Origin of the sequence: Corynebacterium afermentans subsp. lipophilum, from assembly GCF_030408375.1 — a bacterium.
GTDB classification, from domain to species: domain Bacteria; phylum Actinomycetota; class Actinomycetes; order Mycobacteriales; family Mycobacteriaceae; genus Corynebacterium; species Corynebacterium lipophilum.
In genome coordinates this window covers 1,568,045-1,583,707 of the sequence record NZ_CP046530.1, presented here as the reverse complement: position 1 = coordinate 1,583,707, position 15,663 = coordinate 1,568,045, and the positions used below count along the sequence as shown (strand labels likewise).

Here is a 15,663-nt window from a genome sequence, read left to right as displayed (position 1 = left end):
AATCTGAAGAGGTGTCCAACGTGGGTAAACACTCGCTGCACTCCAACCGCCCCCGCGCGGCATTCGCGGCCGCCGTCGCTGGTGGCGTCATCGCCACAACGGTGTCTCCCGTTGCGCACGCGGACGACGTTGACGCGTTGATCGAGGAAATGGAGTCCGTCTCCCACGACGCCACGGCGAAGGCGGAGGAGATCAAGGAGCTGGAAGACGAGATCGCCCAGTCCGAGGCGAAGCTGCGGTCGGCGAACGCCCGCGCGTCTGAGGCCAAGTCGCAGCTGGAATCGCTCCGCGGCGTCTCCAATGCGCAGCGCAAGAATGTCGGCGACATCGCGCAGTCCCGCTACCGCATCCCGAAGTCCGACGCGATTTTGACCACCCTGGATTCCGGCAATCCGCAGGAGGCGATCGACCGCTCGGCGTACCTGGCTGCTCTGGGGCGTAACTCGCAGCGTGCGCTGACGGAGCTGGAGGACGCCAACCGCGCTGCCGGCGAGCGCGCAAGTGTGGCCAGCATTGCGGTGGCGGAGGCGCAGCACGCCCGCAACGAGCTGGACGGCAAGCGCAAGAAGCTCGAGGGGGAGCGTGAGGAGCTCGATCTGCGCGTCGCCGACATCGAACGCCGCGTGGACAGCCTGAACGAGGCGGATCGCCAGCGTTGGGTGAACAAGGACAACCCGGTGGACTCCGCGTCCCTTCCGGGCGTGGACTCCGGCATCGTCGCCGCTGCCATGGCGCAGTTGGGTAAGCCGTACGGCTGGGGCTCTGCCGGTCCGGACGCGTTCGACTGCTCGGGTCTGATGGTGTGGGCCTACGCCCAGAACGGCATTGGCATTCCGCGCACCTCTCAGGCGCAGCTCGCAGGCGGTACCCCGGTGTCCATGGACGCCCTGCAGCCCGGCGACATCATCGGCTACTACCCGGGTGTGACGCACGTCGGCATGTACATCGGCGACGGCATGGTGGTCCATTCTTCGGACTACGGCATCCCGATCCAGGTGGTGCCGCTGAACTCCATGCCGGTCCAAGGTGCAGTCCGCTATTAGGACGCTGCTGGTCACCAACGACTTCCCGCCCACCGTGGGCGGGATTCAGTCGTATCTGCGGGACTTCGCCGCAGAACTTGCAAAACGTGTAGGCCCGGAAAACCTCGTGGTGTTCGCCTCCACGCAGGACGCCGACGCTGCACACCAGTGGGATGCCTCCGTGCCCTACACGGTCGTGCGCTGGCCGCGCCGCGTCATGCTTCCCACCCCGGCCACGGCGCGGGAGATGCAGCGCCTGATCCGCGTGCATGGCATTGGCACGGTGTGGTTCGGCGCCGCAGCACCGCTGGCGCTGATGGGCGCTGCCGCGAAACGCGCGGGAGCCACCAACGTCATCGCCACTACCCACGGACACGAAGTTGGCTGGGGCATGCTGCCCGTCGCCCGCCGGGTCTTGAGCACCATCGGCCGCAGCGCCGACACGGTCACCTACATCTCCGACTACACCCGCCGGCGGCTGACGGCATTCGGCGCAAGGCCCCGGTTTGTGGCGTTGCCTTCCGGCGTCGACACCGAGTTCTTCCGCCCCGCCAGCGTGTCCCAGCGCGCAGCCACTCGCCAGAGTCTCGGCGTCGGCGACGCCCCGTTGGTGGTCTGCTCCTCGCGGCTGGTGGCCAGGAAAGGGCAAGATGTGCTGATTCGGGCGTGGCCGGAGGTTCGTCGACAAGCAAAAAGCGCCCGGTTGATCATCGTCGGCTCCGGGCCGTACGGGCGGAAGTTGCGGGCGATGGCGGGCGAAGGCGTCGCATTCACGGGTGCGGTGCCGGGGGAGCGGTTGCGCGACATCGTCGCGGCCGCGGACGTGTTCGCCATGCCCGCGCGCACCCGCTTGGGCGGTCTCGACGTCGAGGGCTTGGGCATCGTCTACCTGGAGGCGCAGGCGTGCGGCGTGCCCGTCGTCGCGGGCGAGTCCGGCGGCGCGCCCGAGACAGTCACCGCGGAAACCGGGGTGGTGGTGGACGGCGGCGACGCCGGTGCCGTCGCCAGGGCGATTTCGCAGCTGCTTCTCGACGACCAAAGGCGCACACGTATGGGCCGAGCCGGACGCACGCATGTGGCCGAGCACTTCTCCTGGGAGGTGCTCGGGGCGCGGTTGGCTGCGCTATGCGGCGCTGAAACGCGGCGGGACTAGACTGCGTTCCCATGGTTGCTCACTCACCGATGACCGTCGGATTCGACATCGGCGGCACGAACGCACGCGCAGCAGTGGTGGACGCTGACGGGGTGATCGTCGATTCGCTCGGCACCCACACGCCGCACGACACGGAGGGGCTTACCCGCACGATCGTGAAGATGGTCGACGAGCTGCGCGCATCCCACGACATCGGGGCGGTAGGAGTGGCCGTGGCGGGATTTTTGGACCCGGACTGCGAGATCGTGCGCTTCGCACCGCACCTGGCCTGGCGCGACGACCAACCTGTGCGCCGCGATCTCGAGCAGGCGCTGGGCCTGCCGGTTCGACTGGAGCACGACGCGAACTCCGCTGCCTGGGGCGAGTACCGCTACGGCGCGGGACGCGAGCTGGACACCTGGGTGTTTCTCGCCGTCGGCACCGGCATCGGTGCGACACTGATGCACCACGGTGAGATCTACCGTGGCGCGTTCGGCACCGCGCCCGAGTTCGGCCACATCACCGTCGTGCCCGGCGGACGAGTGTGCTCCTGCGGCAAGCAGGGGTGCTTGGAACGCTACGCCTCAGGCACGTCGCTGGTGGACTGTGCGATTGAAATCGCCACCAAGGGGAGTTTTCGGGACTCGGCGGTATACCGGGCGGTCGTCGAGAAGCGGGCGAGCGGACACGACATCATGGCCGCAGCCCGCGCCGGCGACCCCCTGGGGCAGGCCGCCCTGGACAGCTTCTCCACCTGGCTGGGCCGAGGGCTGGCAATCGTCGCCGACGTGCTGGACCCCGCGCACATCGTCCTCGGCGGCGGCGTGAGCGAGGACGCGGACCTGTACCTCGACGACGCCCGCGCGTCCATGGAGGCCAACATCGTCGGCGCTGGCTACCGCCCGCAACCGGAGATCCTGTGCGCTGAGATGGGGTCACGGGCGGGTATGATCGGGGTCGCTGATCTGGCCCGTGAACTGCTGTAGAAGGCGAGTAAACGATGAACAACAAGTGGTATTCCCTGTTCAAGGTTATTCTCGGGCCGCCGCTACTCGTGTGGAACCGCCCCACCATCGAGGGCGCGGAAAACATCCCCGACGAAGGCGCCGCGATTTTGGTGTCCAACCACCAAGCCGTGCTTGATTCGTTCTACCTGCCGCTTCTGGTGAAGCGACAGATCACCTTCCCCGCCAAGAAGGAGTACTTCACCTCGCCGGGCCTGTCCGGGCGCATCCAGAAGTTCTTCTTCTCTTCGGTGGGCCAAATCCCCGTGGACCGCGGAGCAAAGGACGCTGGCGACGCGCTGCAGAACGCGGCCGAAAGCGTGCTGTCCAAGGGCGACCTGTTCGGCATTTACCCGGAGGGCACCAGGTCCCCGGACGGGCGCGTGTACAAAGGCCGCACCGGCATCGCGCGCGTGGCCATGGCTACCGGCGCACCCATCGTGCTTATCGGCATGATCGGCTCCGGGAAGGCCAACCCGATCGGCACCACAATCCCGCGGCCGGTGAGGGTGCGCATCAAGGTCTCTGAACAGATCCACCCGCACGCCTGGGCCGCCGAGAACGGCTTCGACCCCGACTCGCGCGAGGTCATGCGGCCGTTCACGGACTACTGCATGCGCCGCCTCGCGGACATGGTGGGGGAGGACTACGTGGATGTCTACGCCTCGGACGTGAAGAAGTCCTTGGCCGAGACGGGGGAATACCCGGAGGAGGCACGCCCGTGAATAAACCCCTGATTATCCGATTTGCGCTGGTAGCGGTTGTGGTGGCGATCTACCTGGTCGCCTCCGAGGCCGGCTGGTACCCGAAACTGGCCGGGCCTCTTGCCGTATTGGCGGTGGCCGCGGTGATGTTCTGGCCCCGCGGCGGCGGCGGGCCGAAGGGGCCGTCGAGACGCGAGCTTCTCGACGACATCCGGTCGGAGCAGCGCAAGTAGATGCGGTATTTCTACGACACTGAATTTATCGAGGACGGCTCCACCATCGAGCTTGTCTCCATCGGCATCGTCGCCGAAGACGGACGCGAATATTACGCCGTGAGCACGGAGTTTAATGCCTCCAACGCCAACGAATGGGTGCGGGAGAACGTGCTGAACAAGCTGCCGCGCGCTTCGCACCCGGCGTGGAAGCCGCTGCAGCAGATCCGCGACGAGGCCCACGCGTTTCTCACCGCCGGCCGCGGCAAGCCGGAGCTGTGGGCCTGGGTCGGCGCTTACGATCACGTCGTGTTCGCCCAGCTCTGGGGTGACATGGCCGGCTTGCCAAAGGACCTGCCGCGCTACACGCGCGAGCTGAAGCAGTACTGGCAGATGGCGGGGCGCCCGCGGCTGCCCAAGGTGCCGGACGGCAGCCATGACGCGCTCGTGGATGCGCGCCACAACCTGCGTAAATTCCGCGTGTGCATGGAGACATTGCCTATCGACGCCTCCGGCTCCGTGTCCAAATAGTGAGATGCGTTCTTCATATATTGGGAAATTGCAGGTGAAAACGGTTGTAGCGCGAGGGGATTCGTGCTACTACTGAATAGGTGAGTTGGACAATTGACATCCCCAAAGACGTACTGCCGGACCTGCCCCCGCTGCCGGGCGACCTGAACGAGCAGTTCCAGGACGCACTCTCCCGCGACGCGAAGCAGCAACCCTCCTGGGACCCCACCCAGGCGCAGTATGTGCGCAAGATCCTCGAGTCTGTGCCCCCTGTTGTGCTCGGGCCCGAGGTGGAGGAGCTGAAGACCCAGCTCGCGGATGTCGCTAACGGCAAGGCGTTCATGCTGCAGGGCGGCGATTGCGCAGAGACCTTCGAGTCCAACACTGAGCCCCACATCCGCGCCAACGTCCGCACCCTGCTGCAGATGGCCGCGGTGCTGACCTACGGCGCGTCTATGCCGGTGGTGAAACTGGCCCGCATCGCCGGCCAATACGCCAAGCCGCGCTCCTCAGACCTGGACGCGAATGGCCTACCCAACTACCGCGGCGACATCGTCAACGGCGTTGAGCCCACCGAGGAGGCCCGCCGCCACGACCCGGCCCGCATGGTCCGCGCATACGCCAACTCGTCCGCGGCGATGAACCTGGTCCGCGCCCTGACCGCGTCCGGCACCGCCGACCTGCACCACATCAACGACTGGAACCGCGAGTTCGTCACCAACTCCCCAGCGGGGGCTCGCTACGAAGCGCTCGGCCGCGAGATCTCCCGGTCTCTGGCCTTCATGGACGCCTGCGGCGTGCGCGACGACAACCTGCGCACCTCCAACGTCTACGCCTCGCACGAGGCGCTGCTGGTGGATTACGAGCGCGCTATGCTGCGCCTGGCCGCCGACTCCAACGGCGATACCAGGCTCTACGACCTGTCCGCCCACCAGCTCTGGATCGGCGAGCGCACCCGCGGCATCGACGATTTCCACGTGAACTTCGCCGCCCTGATCTCTAATCCGATTGGCATCAAGCTCGGCCCGACCACCACCCCCGAGGAGGCCGTCGCCTACGCCGACAAGCTCGATCCGGAACGCGTGCCGGGCCGGTTGACCATGGTCATCCGCATGGGCCAGGACAAGGTCCGCGAGGTGCTGCCGGGCATCGTCAAGGCCGTCGAGGCTTCCGGCCACAAAGTGGTCTGGCAGTCCGACCCGATGCACGGCAACACCTTCACCTCCTCGAACGGCTACAAGACCCGCCACTTCGACAAAATCATCGACGAGGTGCAGGGCTTCTTCGAGGTCCACCGCGAACTGGGTACCCACCCGGGCGGCATCCACATTGAGCTCACCGGCGAGAACGTCACCGAATGCCTCGGTGGCGCCCAGGACATCACCGATGTCGACCTGCCGGGCCGCTACGAGTCCGCCTGCGACCCCCGACTCAACACCGAGCAGGCCCTCGAGCTGTCCTTCCTCGTGGCGGAGATGCTGCGCTACTAGTTGTTGGCGTCGCCCGCGGTGGCGTTTGCCCATTCGTAAAACGGCGGGGTCGCTTGCGGTCTCCGCATTGCGGACTATTCGGCTGGCGCCAATAGTTGGTCCGCACCCAGTACCACTATGCAGCTGCATAGTGGTTGGCGGTGGCCGCTCTCGCAAAAGTTGACAGTTTGCCGAGTTTCGCGCTCCGTGACCTGCGGAAATGTAAGGCGGTCGTCAAATCTTACGAGAAGCCGGGGTTCCCGGGCCGAAGGGGCGTTTGCGGACTTCACTTTGTGGACAATTCAGCCGGCTCCAATAATTGGCCCGGATCCAGTAGCACTATGCAGCTGCATAGTAATGGGTTGTTGGGTGCGGGCTCTGCATTGCGGACTATTCGGCCGGTGCCAATAGTTGGTCTTCACCTAAGGAATTTGTTGTGAAAGAAAGAACGATCATTCCGGGAATGCTTTTTGGAATTGTCTTGGGTGTCGCAATCCTTTATGGCGGAGTGCTCCTGTCCACATGGCTTCCAATACCTTTCGTCTTCTATGGGCTACCTCTACCTTCATTGGTGGCGTTGGGTGTATCAGCCATGTCTGTCTACATGTTGAAAAAGGATCGGCTTAGCGACCGATCATGGCGTGCTTTTGCCTTCACATTCGCCGCGGCTTTCGTCGTAACAGCGTTCTTATGGGTGAGCACCATTTCTGGCTATGGAAACTTCGCATAGCCTATAGATATGGAACCGCTGTAACCGCAGAAGAGAGAGTGTCCGATTGTTTGTGTGCGGGGGCTTGGTTTCCGAGTAGTCCGCGAATCGGTCGGGGTATGCCACGGCTAGTTGGTTGATGGCTTGTTTCCACCCGTTGACCCAGTAACACTATGCAGCTGCATAGCCGAAGTCGCCCGGCTAAGCCTGGGGCACGATGATCTCGGGGATTTCGCCGTACATGCCGGAGCCGAACCACCAAGCCCCCAGCGCCACGGCGACGATCGCGATGATGACGAAGACGGTGTACAGGGCCACGCCGAACGGGGAACGGTTCGACACGGGTTTAACGGAGGGACGCTGGGAAGCGGGCTCGCGGGTGGGAGGAATATCCGGGCCGTTAGGGGAGAGCTGTCTCGGGTCAGGTCTCTGAACAGGTGCGGGACTTACTGTCGGACCAGCTGCCGTACCCGCCGTGGGCCACTGGCCGCGCGCCGGGCCGGGTGCTGGCTGGGCCGGCTTGGCGGGAAACGGGGAGACTCGGGTGGGGGCGTCGTCGCCGGGGAAAAGGCGCTGGTGGGCGGCGCTCTGGGCGCCCGGAGCGCTCGGGACGGCACCGCCAGCACCACCGCCAACCTCGGCGGCCAGCCCAAAATTGGTCGGGTGCTCGGCGGCGCGGTGTGCGGCGGAGTTGCGCGGCGCCGGCACGGTGTAGGCGGGCAGTCGCAGTTCGCTGGCCACGTCGTCCAGCGCCGCCAAGAATTCTGCGGCGTCGTGGAACCGGTCGTGTGGGTTGCGGGCGGTGGCGGTGGCCACGAGCTCGTCGAAAAGCTTTGGCACCCCCGCGATCAACGACGACGGCGCGGGTACATCATCGCGCAACCTGGCGTAGGCGTGGGCCAGGGGAGTCTCGCCGCCGAATGGGGTGCGGCCGGTGAGTAGCTCGAAGAGCACGATCCCGGCGGAGTAGACGTCGGAGGCCGCGGTCAGTGCGCCGCCGTCGACCTGCTCGGGCGAGAGGTAAGCGACGGTGCCGACGATTTGGTCGGTGGATTGGGTGGTTTCGGCTGCGGCGCGCACGAGGCCGAAATCGGAGAGTTTGACGCGGCTGGAGGCGTCGATGAGCACGTTGTCCGGTTTGATGTCGCGGTGAACCATGCCTTTGGCGTGCGCGACAGCGAGGCCGGTGAGCATGCCGCGCATCACGGAGGCGGCGGCGTGCGGGGGCATGGGGCCGCGTTCGGCGAGTAGTTCGCGCAGGGTGCCGCCGGTGATCAGTTCCATGATCAAAAATACTTCCCCGCCGGATGCGGAGAAGTCGTAGACGTTGACCAGGTTTGGGTGGCTGAGCTGGGCCATTGCGCGGGCTTCGCGGCGGAAGCGTTCGCGGAAGACCTCGTCGTCCACGTACTGTTCATGCATGACTTTCGCCGCCACTTCGCGCCCGAGGCGTGCGTCGACGCAGCGGTAAACGGTTGCCATGCCACCGCGTGCGATTGGGCGGTCGACAACGTAACGCCCGTCCAGAGTCGTGCCTGCGCGCAAGGTTGCCATGTGCACCAGAGTAGAATCGCGGACCGTGAGCGCACAAACGAATCTTGAGCAATTGCTTATCGACGAAACCCTGCTGCCGTTCCCGGATGTCGCCGAGAGGCTGGGCGTGCCGGTGACCAAGGTGCACGACTACATCGGCGCGAAAAAGCTGGTGCACTACGTCAAGGACGGCAAGAAGGTTGTGCCGGCGAGCCTGCTCAGCGAGGACGGTTTGAGCAAGTTCGTCTCCGGCGCGATCACCGTGCTTTCCGACGGCGGTTACGACGCCGACGAGATCCTCGCGTTCCTGTTCACGCCGGATGAGTCTCTGCCGGGGCGTCCTGTGGACGCGCTGCACGGCCAAAAGGCGCGCGAAGTGATCCGCCGCGCGCAAGCGATGGCGTTCTAGCCGGGTCCCGGAACAGCCACTCCACCGCCACAACGGCGGCGATAGAAGCAAGGGCGAGAAACCACATGTCGTAGAGGCGGTGGTTGCCGCTGCCTTGGAACGCCAGAGCCACGACTATCGATGCCCCAACGGTCACCCGCACCACCCAAGCCGGCGGCTTAAACGTGCCTGCCAGCGATATGACGGAGGCGTAGTACCAGGGCAGCGTCACCGCGTTGGTGGCAAACGCCACGGCGTAGGCTGCGGTGGTGCCGGCGACGGCGCGGCGCTCGTAGGCCTCGCCGCGGCGGGGGCGGAAGATCCACCACACCACTGCCAGGCCCACGAGCATGAGCGCGGAGAAGATCGTGCGGGTCCAGGCGAGGGCGGTGTTGTAGCGGAACGTGTCGTCGAAAAGCTGGAGCACCGGGGTGATCAGTTCGGCGGCGAGGGTGGGGCCGGCGAGCGGATTGATCACCTTCGAGTTGCCGGTGATCTCTTCGAGCCACCCCCAGGTGGTGCCGGATGCCCACGTGACCAGCTGGATCACCGCGACGTTCACGGCGAGCGCCCACGCGCCGCAGGCCACAAGCATGCCGGCGGCGCCGAGGGTGGTAGCGCTGCGGCGCTTGACCATCAGCCACACCACGAATGGCAGTGCCACTGCCGCGGTGGCTTTCAGTGACACCGCCAGCGCAATCAGCGCGATGCCGGGGGCGCACCAGCGGCTGCGCAGGCACCACAACAGCCCCACGCTGACCAGTCCGACCATGACGGCCTCGTTGTGCATGCCGCCGATGAGGTGCAGCAGCATCACCGGGTTGGCCGCACCCAGCCACAGTGCAAGGGCGGGGTCGCCGCCGATCTGCTTGGCAATCCGCGGCAGGGCCCACACGATGAGCGCGAACCCGGCCAGCGAGATCAGCCGGTAGACCACCAGGCCTAACGTGACGTTCTCACCGACCAGCCACGTCACCGCCTTGCCCATACCGAGATGGAGCGGACCGTAAGGGGTGGTGGTGTTGCGCCAGTCGTGGGAGACCTCCCACAGGTACGGGCCCGGGTTGACGGCGGCGCCTTCGGAATAGGGGTCGTAGCCGTCGCGAAGCATCGCGCCCTGCATGAGGTATGAGTACACGTCGCGCGACAGGATCGGCGCAGACACCGCGAGGATGCCCGCCCACCAGCACACGCTGCGGCGCACCTGCGCCAGGCCGGGACGGGTCTTCCACAGCAGCACCCACGCCACCACCAGGCCGAAAATCCCGGCGGTGAGCAGCACGTCCATCAGCGCGCGGCCGTGGCCGTAGGACAGGTGCTCGAGGCCGGCGGCGCGCAGCAGGCCGCCGCGGTAGCGGGTCGCGCCGGCGCCGAAGGACCCCACGGCAATCAGCGCGCAGGCGGCTACGCCCAAACTCTGCGGACGCATCACATCCGCCGGTCGGTGGCCTTGTGCGCGAGGCCGGTGAGCGCTTCCACGGTGGCGTCGTCGATGCCAGCGCCGTCCAAAAAGCCCAGGCCGGAGGTGGTGAGTTCCTCAATGCGCGCCTCCACCGCGTCTTCTGCGCCGCTGGAGCGAATGAGCTCTGCTAATCGACGCAGCTCCGCCTCATCCTCGGCTTTCCCAATCCCGTCGCGCAGTTCCTGCGCGGCTGCCGGGTTGGCCTGATCGAGCAGCTCAAGGGCAGTGGCGAACAGCTCCGTGCGCTTGCCCTCGCGAATGTCGTCGCCCGCCGGTTTGCCGGTGACCGCCGGGTCGCCGAACACGCCGAGCAGGTCGTCCCGGAGTTGGAAGGCGATGCCGATGTCACGGCCGTAGCCGCGGAATGCGCGGATAAGCGGCTCGCCCGCGCCCGCAAGCGCCGCACCCAAGTGGAGTGGGCGCTCGATAGTGTAGGCCGCGGTTTTGAACCGGTTGACGCGGTTGGCCATCTCCACCGACTCGCTGCCCAGGCTCTCCAGCATTATGTCCAGCAACTGGCCGCCGATGACCTCGGTGCGCATACCCACCCACGGCTCAGCGGCGCGAGCGAGCGCGTCCTGAGAGACGCCGGAGTAGCGCCACATGTCTTCGGCCCAAGCAAGGGCGAGGTCGCCGAGCAAAATCGCTGCGTTTACGCCGTACTCCTCCGCGGAGCCGAGCAGGCCTTCGCTGCGGTGCTCCGCCTCGATCGCGCGGTGCACCGTGGGGTTGCCGCGCCGGGTGTCGGAGGCGTCGATGATGTCGTCGTGCACCAGCGCGCACGCCTGAATCAGCTCCAGCGAGCTCATCGCGCGAAGCACCGCCTCGGGGTCCTCGGCGCCGTGCAAGCCGCCCGCGCCGACGAAGCCTGCCCAGCCGTACGTGGGGCGCACGCGCTTGCCGCCGCCGAGGACGAAGCGCCGCAGGTGGCCGACTGCCTGGGCGACGGGCTCGCCGATGGTCTCGACAGCAGCTGCGCGCTCGTTGAAAAACGCTTCAAGTTGCTGACTCACCTGTGCCGGTACGTCTTTGAGCCCCAGATCTGTCACGCCCACGCTCCTCGTGCCTGAAATTTTTCCTCTTACCGCAACACTACTCAGTGCGGTTGGGCAGTTCGAGGGCGAGGATGGCAAACGGGCGTTTATCGCCCTCGTAAAGAAAATTGCGCGCCACGTCCGTGAAACCGAATTTGCGGTAGAGCCCGAAAGCGTTGTTCGCTTCGCCTGCAATTTCCGGCGTGGACAGTAGAGCCCAGCGTGTCGGTGCCTCCCGCAGCAGTTCCGTGAGTAGTCGGGAGCCCAGGCCTTTGCCTTGCAGGGCGGGGGAGACATGCACCTCGGCGACCTCGAAGTAGCTGCGCAGCATGTCCCGGTCCTGGTCCGTGATCCCGCCGTTGGCGTTCATCGCGCGCACGAGCTGACGGTCCCACCAGCGCTCCCGGGTGCCGATGAAGCCGTAGGCGATGCCCACCACTTGGCCTGTCTCGATCGCCGCGACCGCGGTGAAGCCGGGGGAGCGCACCTCGCCTTTCCACACCTGGATGCGTTGTCGGCGCATGGTCCTTGGGTACCCCATGGCCTCTATATAGATGTCTACGAGCGTCGGGGTGAGCATGAGGAACTCGGCTGCCGTGAGGCGCTGGATGGTTGCAATCACCCCTCTATGGAATCACTTACGGGTGATCGGTGTAGCAAGAACCCAAAGATTGGTTCGAACACTTGTTCCTATGCGTGCTGGGTGGTGTCGAACGGGCGTTTTAGGGTGAGCTCATCACTTGGACAAAAGAGATGTTTTTGCAGGAGGACACAATGATGGGAAGCGTAGTTTCAGCAACAACTGGTGCGGTGTACGGGCGGGGCGCGCGTATTAGTAAGGCCGACCAATTCCTGGCGGCCGCCGAGGAGCTGATCGGTCTCGCTCACGATGACTTCGAGGCGGGCCGCCACGACGTGGCAATGGAAAACGCTTATCGTGCGGCGCTGCGGGTTGCCGGGGCGCGTAATGCCAGCTCGCCGATCGTGCGCAAGCGCAAGCGCCTTCCCACAAGCGCGTGGGACAAACTGGCGCTCACGGGTGAGGATGGGGCTCATTGGGCCGCTGTGTTCAAGCGCTATTCGACGCAACGCGGCAGGGTGGCATCCGGCATTGAAACTGATCCGGGCGCGGCTGTGGTGCACCGGCTGCTCTCGGACGCGGAGGAGTTTTATCTGTCTACCCGGGCAGGGGAGATGCCGATGGCTGCTTAGCGGGATGGATGTGGGGCACGGGAACAATCTGCGTACCATGGCCGTTATACGGATAACGTCAGTCCGCCATCGGTATCTGGAGAGTGAGCAGTGTCTCTATCTGAGCAGGAAATGCGGGCGTTGCGCGAAATTGAGCAGTCTCTCTTCGCGGACGACCCGAAGTTCGGCAGCAGTGTCGTGACTGAATCTGGCTTCGGTTCCGCACCCAAGACCGGACAATTGACCATGCGCAGCGTCGCGCTGATTGTCTTGGGTCTCGTGCTGCTGCTCGGCGGCGTGGCGCTGGCGAGCCTGAGTACCTGGACGATTGTGCTGAGCATCATCGGCTTCGCCGTCATGCTCTTCGGCGGCATTATGGCCCTGCGTACCCCGACGCGTCAGCCGTCCTCGTCTGCACGTGCGTCGCGGCCGGCGAAGCCGCGCACCCAGCGCAGCGCCAGCATGGAGGAGAGCTTCCGTCGGCGTTTTGAGGACCGTCAGTAAGTAAGCTTCGCGCACAGAAAACGCCTTCCCGGCAAAACGGGAAGGCGTTTTTTCGTGCTTTCCCCAAATCCCCCACTTCTCCCCACTGGCACCCCACGGGGGTCGAAAGTGGGGAATCGGCGCCCCATCTAGCGCGTGATTTGTGGGGATAACGATGTTGTAAGTGGCGTGTGTGGGCGATGGTGCGCGCCATTACGGGTAAACTCCCCACGTCAAAAAGTGTCCCTTGAACTGCAATAACAGGACACGCGAGAACTAATAACCGCTGAGGTGTGGCGTTTGTGGGGGAAAGTGGGTTAAAGTGGGGCCTAGCGGAGTGACGTGGCGCGCATCTTGACTACGTGCGCGGTACGGAACGAAGCCGAGAAAAATTTCACAGCCAACGTCTGAAAGTGAAGGAAGGTAGGTCGCCGGATGTTTCTGGGAACCTACACTCCCAAGCTCGACGACAAAGGTCGCTTAACGCTCCCCGCGAAGTTCCGTGAGGACCTCGCGGACGGGCTGATGGTGACCAAGGGGCAGGATCACTCGTTAGCGGTGTACCCGCGCGATGAGTTCGCCGCCCGCGCCCGCAAGGCCGCAGCGGCATCCCGCACAAACCCCAAGGCACGCGCATTTATCCGCAACCTGGCTGCCAGTGCGGATGAGCAAACGCTCGACGGGTCTGGGCGAATCACCCTGTCTCCGGCGCACCGCGATTACGCAAACCTTTCCAAGGAGTGCGTGGTCATCGGTTCGGTGGATTTTCTCGAGATCTGGGACCTCGAGTCCTGGAACAAGTATCAAGAAGAGACTGAAGCCGCGTTCTCCGCGGCGGATGACGACGACATTCTCTCCGGTCTGCTGTAGGGCTGACTACCCAGCAGCAGGCATCGACTACGGAGAGCGTGTACGGACTCTGTCCGGGGCGTGAAGCGTTCTGGTGTACTTCCCCGACATCAGAACAGCCGCCCCGGGCAGGGCCCTATGCGCTCCCCGCGCTGATAACGCTGACACACCGCACGAGCTAGGGACACTACGAGGGACACGGAGGGCATGGCATGGCGGACTTCACGCTCGCTGACGACCCGCACGGTCACGTCCCCGTCATGCGCGACCGCATGGCTGAACTGCTCGCGCCCAGCGTCGAGGCGTTCGGGGCAAATGCAGTGCTTATCGACGGCACGCTCGGCGCCGGCGGCCACACAGAGCACTTTCTCAACGTGTTTCCAAACGCCCGCGTGATCGGTGTGGACAGGGATCCGAACGCGTTGCGTCAGGCGTCGGAACGTTTGGCGCCTTTCAAAGACCGCTTCACCGCAGTGCAGTCCCGCTTCGACCATATCGACGAGGCGGTGGAGAACAACGCCGGCGAGATCTTCGACACCGCCCGCGAGCACGGCATCGCGGGTGCCCTGTTCGACCTAGGGGTGTCCTCCATGCAGCTGGACCAACAGGAGCGCGGTTTTTCCTACCGCGGCGACGCCCCGCTGGACATGCGCATGGACCAGACGCAGGGCATCACCGCGGCCGAGGTGCTCAACACCTACAGCCACGGCGATCTGGCCCGGATTTTGAAGACGTACGGCGACGAACGTTTCGCAGGCAAAATCGCATCCGCCGTCATCGCTGAGCGTGAGCGCGAGCCCTTCGACCGCGCCGCGCGTTTGGTGGAGCTGCTCTACGCCACCATTCCCGCGGCGACCCGGCGCACCGGCGGCCACCCCGCAAAGCGCACATTTCAGGCGCTGCGCATCGAGGTCAACCGCGAGCTCGAGGCGGTGGAAAACGTCGTGCCAGTGATCACCAATCTGCTCGGTGTCGGCGGTCGCGCGGTGTTCATGAGCTACCAGTCCCTGGAAGACAAGATTGTCAAAGCCGCGTTCAACGAGCTCACCACATCGAAGACCCCAGCCGGCCTGCCGATGGATCTGCCGGGCACCGAACCGGAGTTCCGCACTGTCACCCGCGGCGCGGAGAAGGCCCCGGCAGACGAAATCGAACGCAACCCCCGCGCCGCGCCCGTGAGGGTGCGCTGCATTGAAAAACTCAGCCCACCCCAACCCACCCACTAAGCCCGACAAAGGACGGACACCATGGCCGCACGAGCAACGCGATCGGCAACGCTGACACGTAACCAGACCCGCACAGCCCGCCGCACCATGCCTGGCGTGAAGCCACATGTGGAGCATCCGCGGTCCCGCGGCCGTTTGGGGTCCAACCAGGTGGTGTCCGTCCGCGGACGCCGCGTGGCCACCACACGGGTGCGCTCGAAGTTCTCGTCGCTGTCCCAGATCGCGTTGCCGCTGCTGGTCATCGGCATCGCTGCGGCGATGATCCTCTCCGGCATCGCCACCACGCAGACCTTCGCAATCCAGAAGCTGCAGGCCAAGGAGCAGCAGCTGGTCAACGAGGTCGAGTCCCTCAACCGGGATCTGGAGGACCGTCGTTCCTCGGCAGCCCTTGCGCAGCGCGCGGATTCCATGGGCATGGTGCTGGCTGGCGAGCCGGGTGTTGTAGCGGTCAATGAAGAGGGCCACGCTGAGGAGCAGCGCCCGTATAACCCGGAGTCCGCCTCCAAGCTGGTGGACGTCAACGGCGACGGCCGCCCGGCTTCCCGCGCATCCTCCGACGACCGTGCGACGAAGGAGCTCGAGGATGCGCTGACGCAGCGTCCGGGCGGCGCCGCGAACGCACCGCGCATTGACAATCTTGCGCCGTACCAGGCAAACGTTGCGGCCCGGCCCTGACGGCTGGCGTGGCGCACCTAGGTATCTGCCCGGGGGCGGGGCATGATGGTTGTCGACGTT

The 15,663-nt window shown here is 65.3% G+C and carries 18 protein-coding genes; 14 read left to right on the top strand and 4 right to left on the bottom strand.

Annotated elements, in window-relative coordinates; all coding sequences use genetic code 11:
- Nucleotides 1–20 precede the first annotated feature (20 nt).
- From CAFEL_RS07565 to CAFEL_RS07530, 8 genes are all read left to right on the top strand, one after another.
- Nucleotides 21–1,043: a C40 family peptidase gene (locus CAFEL_RS07565; RefSeq protein ID WP_290171982.1), complete on the top strand. Its 1,023-nt coding sequence runs from the start codon at nt 21–23 to the stop codon at nt 1,041–1,043.
- Nucleotides 1,027–2,175 (top strand): glycosyltransferase family 4 protein, encoded by a 1,149-nt coding sequence (locus CAFEL_RS07560; protein ID WP_394354783.1) that lies wholly within the window; start codon nt 1,027–1,029, stop codon nt 2,173–2,175. Before CAFEL_RS07565 ends, CAFEL_RS07560 begins: the two co-directional genes overlap by 17 nt.
- Before the next feature lie 11 nt (nt 2,176–2,186).
- A complete protein-coding gene (locus CAFEL_RS07555; protein WP_194559571.1) occupies nt 2,187–3,140 on the top strand; it encodes an ROK family protein in 954 nt (317 codons plus the stop codon).
- Nucleotides 3,141–3,154: 14 nt separating this feature from the next.
- Nucleotides 3,155–3,883: a lysophospholipid acyltransferase family protein gene (locus tag CAFEL_RS07550; protein WP_194559570.1), complete on the top strand. Its 729-nt coding sequence runs from the start codon at nt 3,155–3,157 to the stop codon at nt 3,881–3,883.
- Complete coding sequence (locus CAFEL_RS07545; protein WP_194559569.1) at nt 3,880–4,095, top strand: hypothetical protein; 216 nt, start codon at nt 3,880–3,882, stop codon at nt 4,093–4,095. Before CAFEL_RS07550 ends, CAFEL_RS07545 begins: the two co-directional genes overlap by 4 nt.
- The gene (locus CAFEL_RS07540; protein ID WP_194559568.1) at nt 4,096–4,605 is read left to right on the top strand and encodes a polyadenylate-specific 3'-exoribonuclease AS; all 510 of its coding nucleotides are present in this window, start codon (nt 4,096–4,098) and stop codon (nt 4,603–4,605) included.
- 80 nt (nt 4,606–4,685) lie between these two features.
- The gene (locus CAFEL_RS07535) at nt 4,686–6,074 is read left to right on the top strand and encodes a class II 3-deoxy-7-phosphoheptulonate synthase (RefSeq protein WP_194559567.1); all 1,389 of its coding nucleotides are present in this window, start codon (nt 4,686–4,688) and stop codon (nt 6,072–6,074) included.
- 415 nt (nt 6,075–6,489) lie between these two features.
- Nucleotides 6,490–6,783 carry a hypothetical protein gene (locus tag CAFEL_RS07530; RefSeq protein WP_194559566.1) on the top strand — a complete coding sequence of 98 codons (294 nt, stop codon included), beginning with the start codon at nt 6,490–6,492 and terminating at the stop codon, nt 6,781–6,783.
- Nucleotides 6,784–6,963: 180 nt separating this feature from the next.
- Here the strand turns inward: CAFEL_RS07530 and CAFEL_RS07525 are convergent, their stop codons facing one another.
- Complete coding sequence (locus CAFEL_RS07525) at nt 6,964–8,316, bottom strand: protein kinase domain-containing protein (RefSeq protein WP_194559565.1); 1,353 nt, start codon at nt 8,314–8,316, stop codon at nt 6,964–6,966.
- Between CAFEL_RS07525 and CAFEL_RS07520 the strand changes: the two genes are divergently transcribed.
- Nucleotides 8,315–8,704, top strand: a complete 390-nt coding sequence (locus CAFEL_RS07520) for an Rv2175c family DNA-binding protein (protein WP_194559564.1) — start codon at nt 8,315–8,317, stop codon at nt 8,702–8,704. The genes CAFEL_RS07525 and CAFEL_RS07520 overlap by 2 nt on opposite strands.
- Here CAFEL_RS07520 and CAFEL_RS07515 read toward each other — a convergent pair.
- From CAFEL_RS07515 to CAFEL_RS07505, 3 genes are read right to left on the bottom strand one after another with little or no spacing between them, the layout of a single operon-like run.
- Entirely contained in the window at nt 8,607–10,112 is a 1,506-nt protein-coding gene (locus CAFEL_RS07515) for an alpha-(1->6)-mannopyranosyltransferase A (RefSeq protein WP_194559563.1), read from the bottom strand. The genes CAFEL_RS07520 and CAFEL_RS07515 overlap by 98 nt on opposite strands.
- Nucleotides 10,112–11,194, bottom strand: a complete 1,083-nt coding sequence (locus CAFEL_RS07510) for a polyprenyl synthetase family protein (protein ID WP_290171981.1) — start codon at nt 11,192–11,194, stop codon at nt 10,112–10,114. Before CAFEL_RS07510 ends, CAFEL_RS07515 begins: the two co-directional genes overlap by 1 nt.
- 43 nt (nt 11,195–11,237) lie before the next feature.
- Nucleotides 11,238–11,801, bottom strand: a complete 564-nt coding sequence (locus CAFEL_RS07505; protein ID WP_194559561.1) for a GNAT family N-acetyltransferase — start codon at nt 11,799–11,801, stop codon at nt 11,238–11,240.
- A 131-nt stretch (nt 11,802–11,932) separates the two neighbouring features.
- Here CAFEL_RS07505 and CAFEL_RS07500 point away from each other — a divergent pair, with 131 nt between their 5' ends.
- From CAFEL_RS07500 to ftsL, 5 genes are all read left to right on the top strand, one after another.
- Nucleotides 11,933–12,391 (top strand): SAV_6107 family HEPN domain-containing protein, encoded by a 459-nt coding sequence (locus tag CAFEL_RS07500; protein ID WP_290171980.1) that lies wholly within the window; start codon nt 11,933–11,935, stop codon nt 12,389–12,391.
- 90 nt (nt 12,392–12,481) lie between these two features.
- Nucleotides 12,482–12,874, top strand: coding sequence for a DUF3040 domain-containing protein (locus CAFEL_RS07495; protein ID WP_194559560.1), 393 nt, complete (start codon nt 12,482–12,484; stop codon nt 12,872–12,874).
- A gap of 414 nt (nt 12,875–13,288) precedes the next feature.
- Entirely contained in the window at nt 13,289–13,723 is a 435-nt protein-coding gene (gene mraZ / locus CAFEL_RS07490) for a division/cell wall cluster transcriptional repressor MraZ (RefSeq protein WP_034998527.1), read from the top strand.
- 191 nt (nt 13,724–13,914) lie between these two features.
- Nucleotides 13,915–14,928: a 16S rRNA (cytosine(1402)-N(4))-methyltransferase RsmH gene (gene rsmH / locus CAFEL_RS07485; protein WP_194559559.1), complete on the top strand. Its 1,014-nt coding sequence runs from the start codon at nt 13,915–13,917 to the stop codon at nt 14,926–14,928.
- Nucleotides 14,929–15,024: 96 nt separating this feature from the next.
- Nucleotides 15,025–15,603, top strand: coding sequence for a cell division protein FtsL (gene ftsL, locus CAFEL_RS07480; RefSeq protein WP_290171979.1), 579 nt, complete (start codon nt 15,025–15,027; stop codon nt 15,601–15,603).
- Nucleotides 15,604–15,663: the final 60 nt, after the last annotated feature.

Bases quoted from the DNA above. Each gene is read 5' to 3' on its own strand.
- CAFEL_RS07555 (WP_194559571.1), top strand. From the start codon at position 2,187: ATGGTTGCTCACTCACCGATGACCGTCGGATTCGACATCGGCGGCACG.
- CAFEL_RS07550 (WP_194559570.1), top strand. From the start codon at position 3,155: ATGAACAACAAGTGGTATTCCCTGTTCAAGGTTATTCTCGGGCCGCCG.
- CAFEL_RS07540 (WP_194559568.1), top strand. From the start codon at position 4,096: ATGCGGTATTTCTACGACACTGAATTTATCGAGGACGGCTCCACCATC.
- CAFEL_RS07520 (WP_194559564.1), top strand. From the start codon at position 8,315: ATGTGCACCAGAGTAGAATCGCGGACCGTGAGCGCACAAACGAATCTT.
- CAFEL_RS07525 (WP_194559565.1), bottom strand. From the start codon at position 8,316: ATGGCAACCTTGCGCGCAGGCACGACTCTGGACGGGCGTTACGTTGTC.
- CAFEL_RS07515 (WP_194559563.1), bottom strand. From the start codon at position 10,112: ATGCGTCCGCAGAGTTTGGGCGTAGCCGCCTGCGCGCTGATTGCCGTG.
- CAFEL_RS07500 (WP_290171980.1), top strand. From the start codon at position 11,933: ATGTTTTTGCAGGAGGACACAATGATGGGAAGCGTAGTTTCAGCAACA.
- mraZ (WP_034998527.1), top strand. From the start codon at position 13,289: ATGTTTCTGGGAACCTACACTCCCAAGCTCGACGACAAAGGTCGCTTA.
- rsmH (WP_194559559.1), top strand. From the start codon at position 13,915: ATGGCGGACTTCACGCTCGCTGACGACCCGCACGGTCACGTCCCCGTC.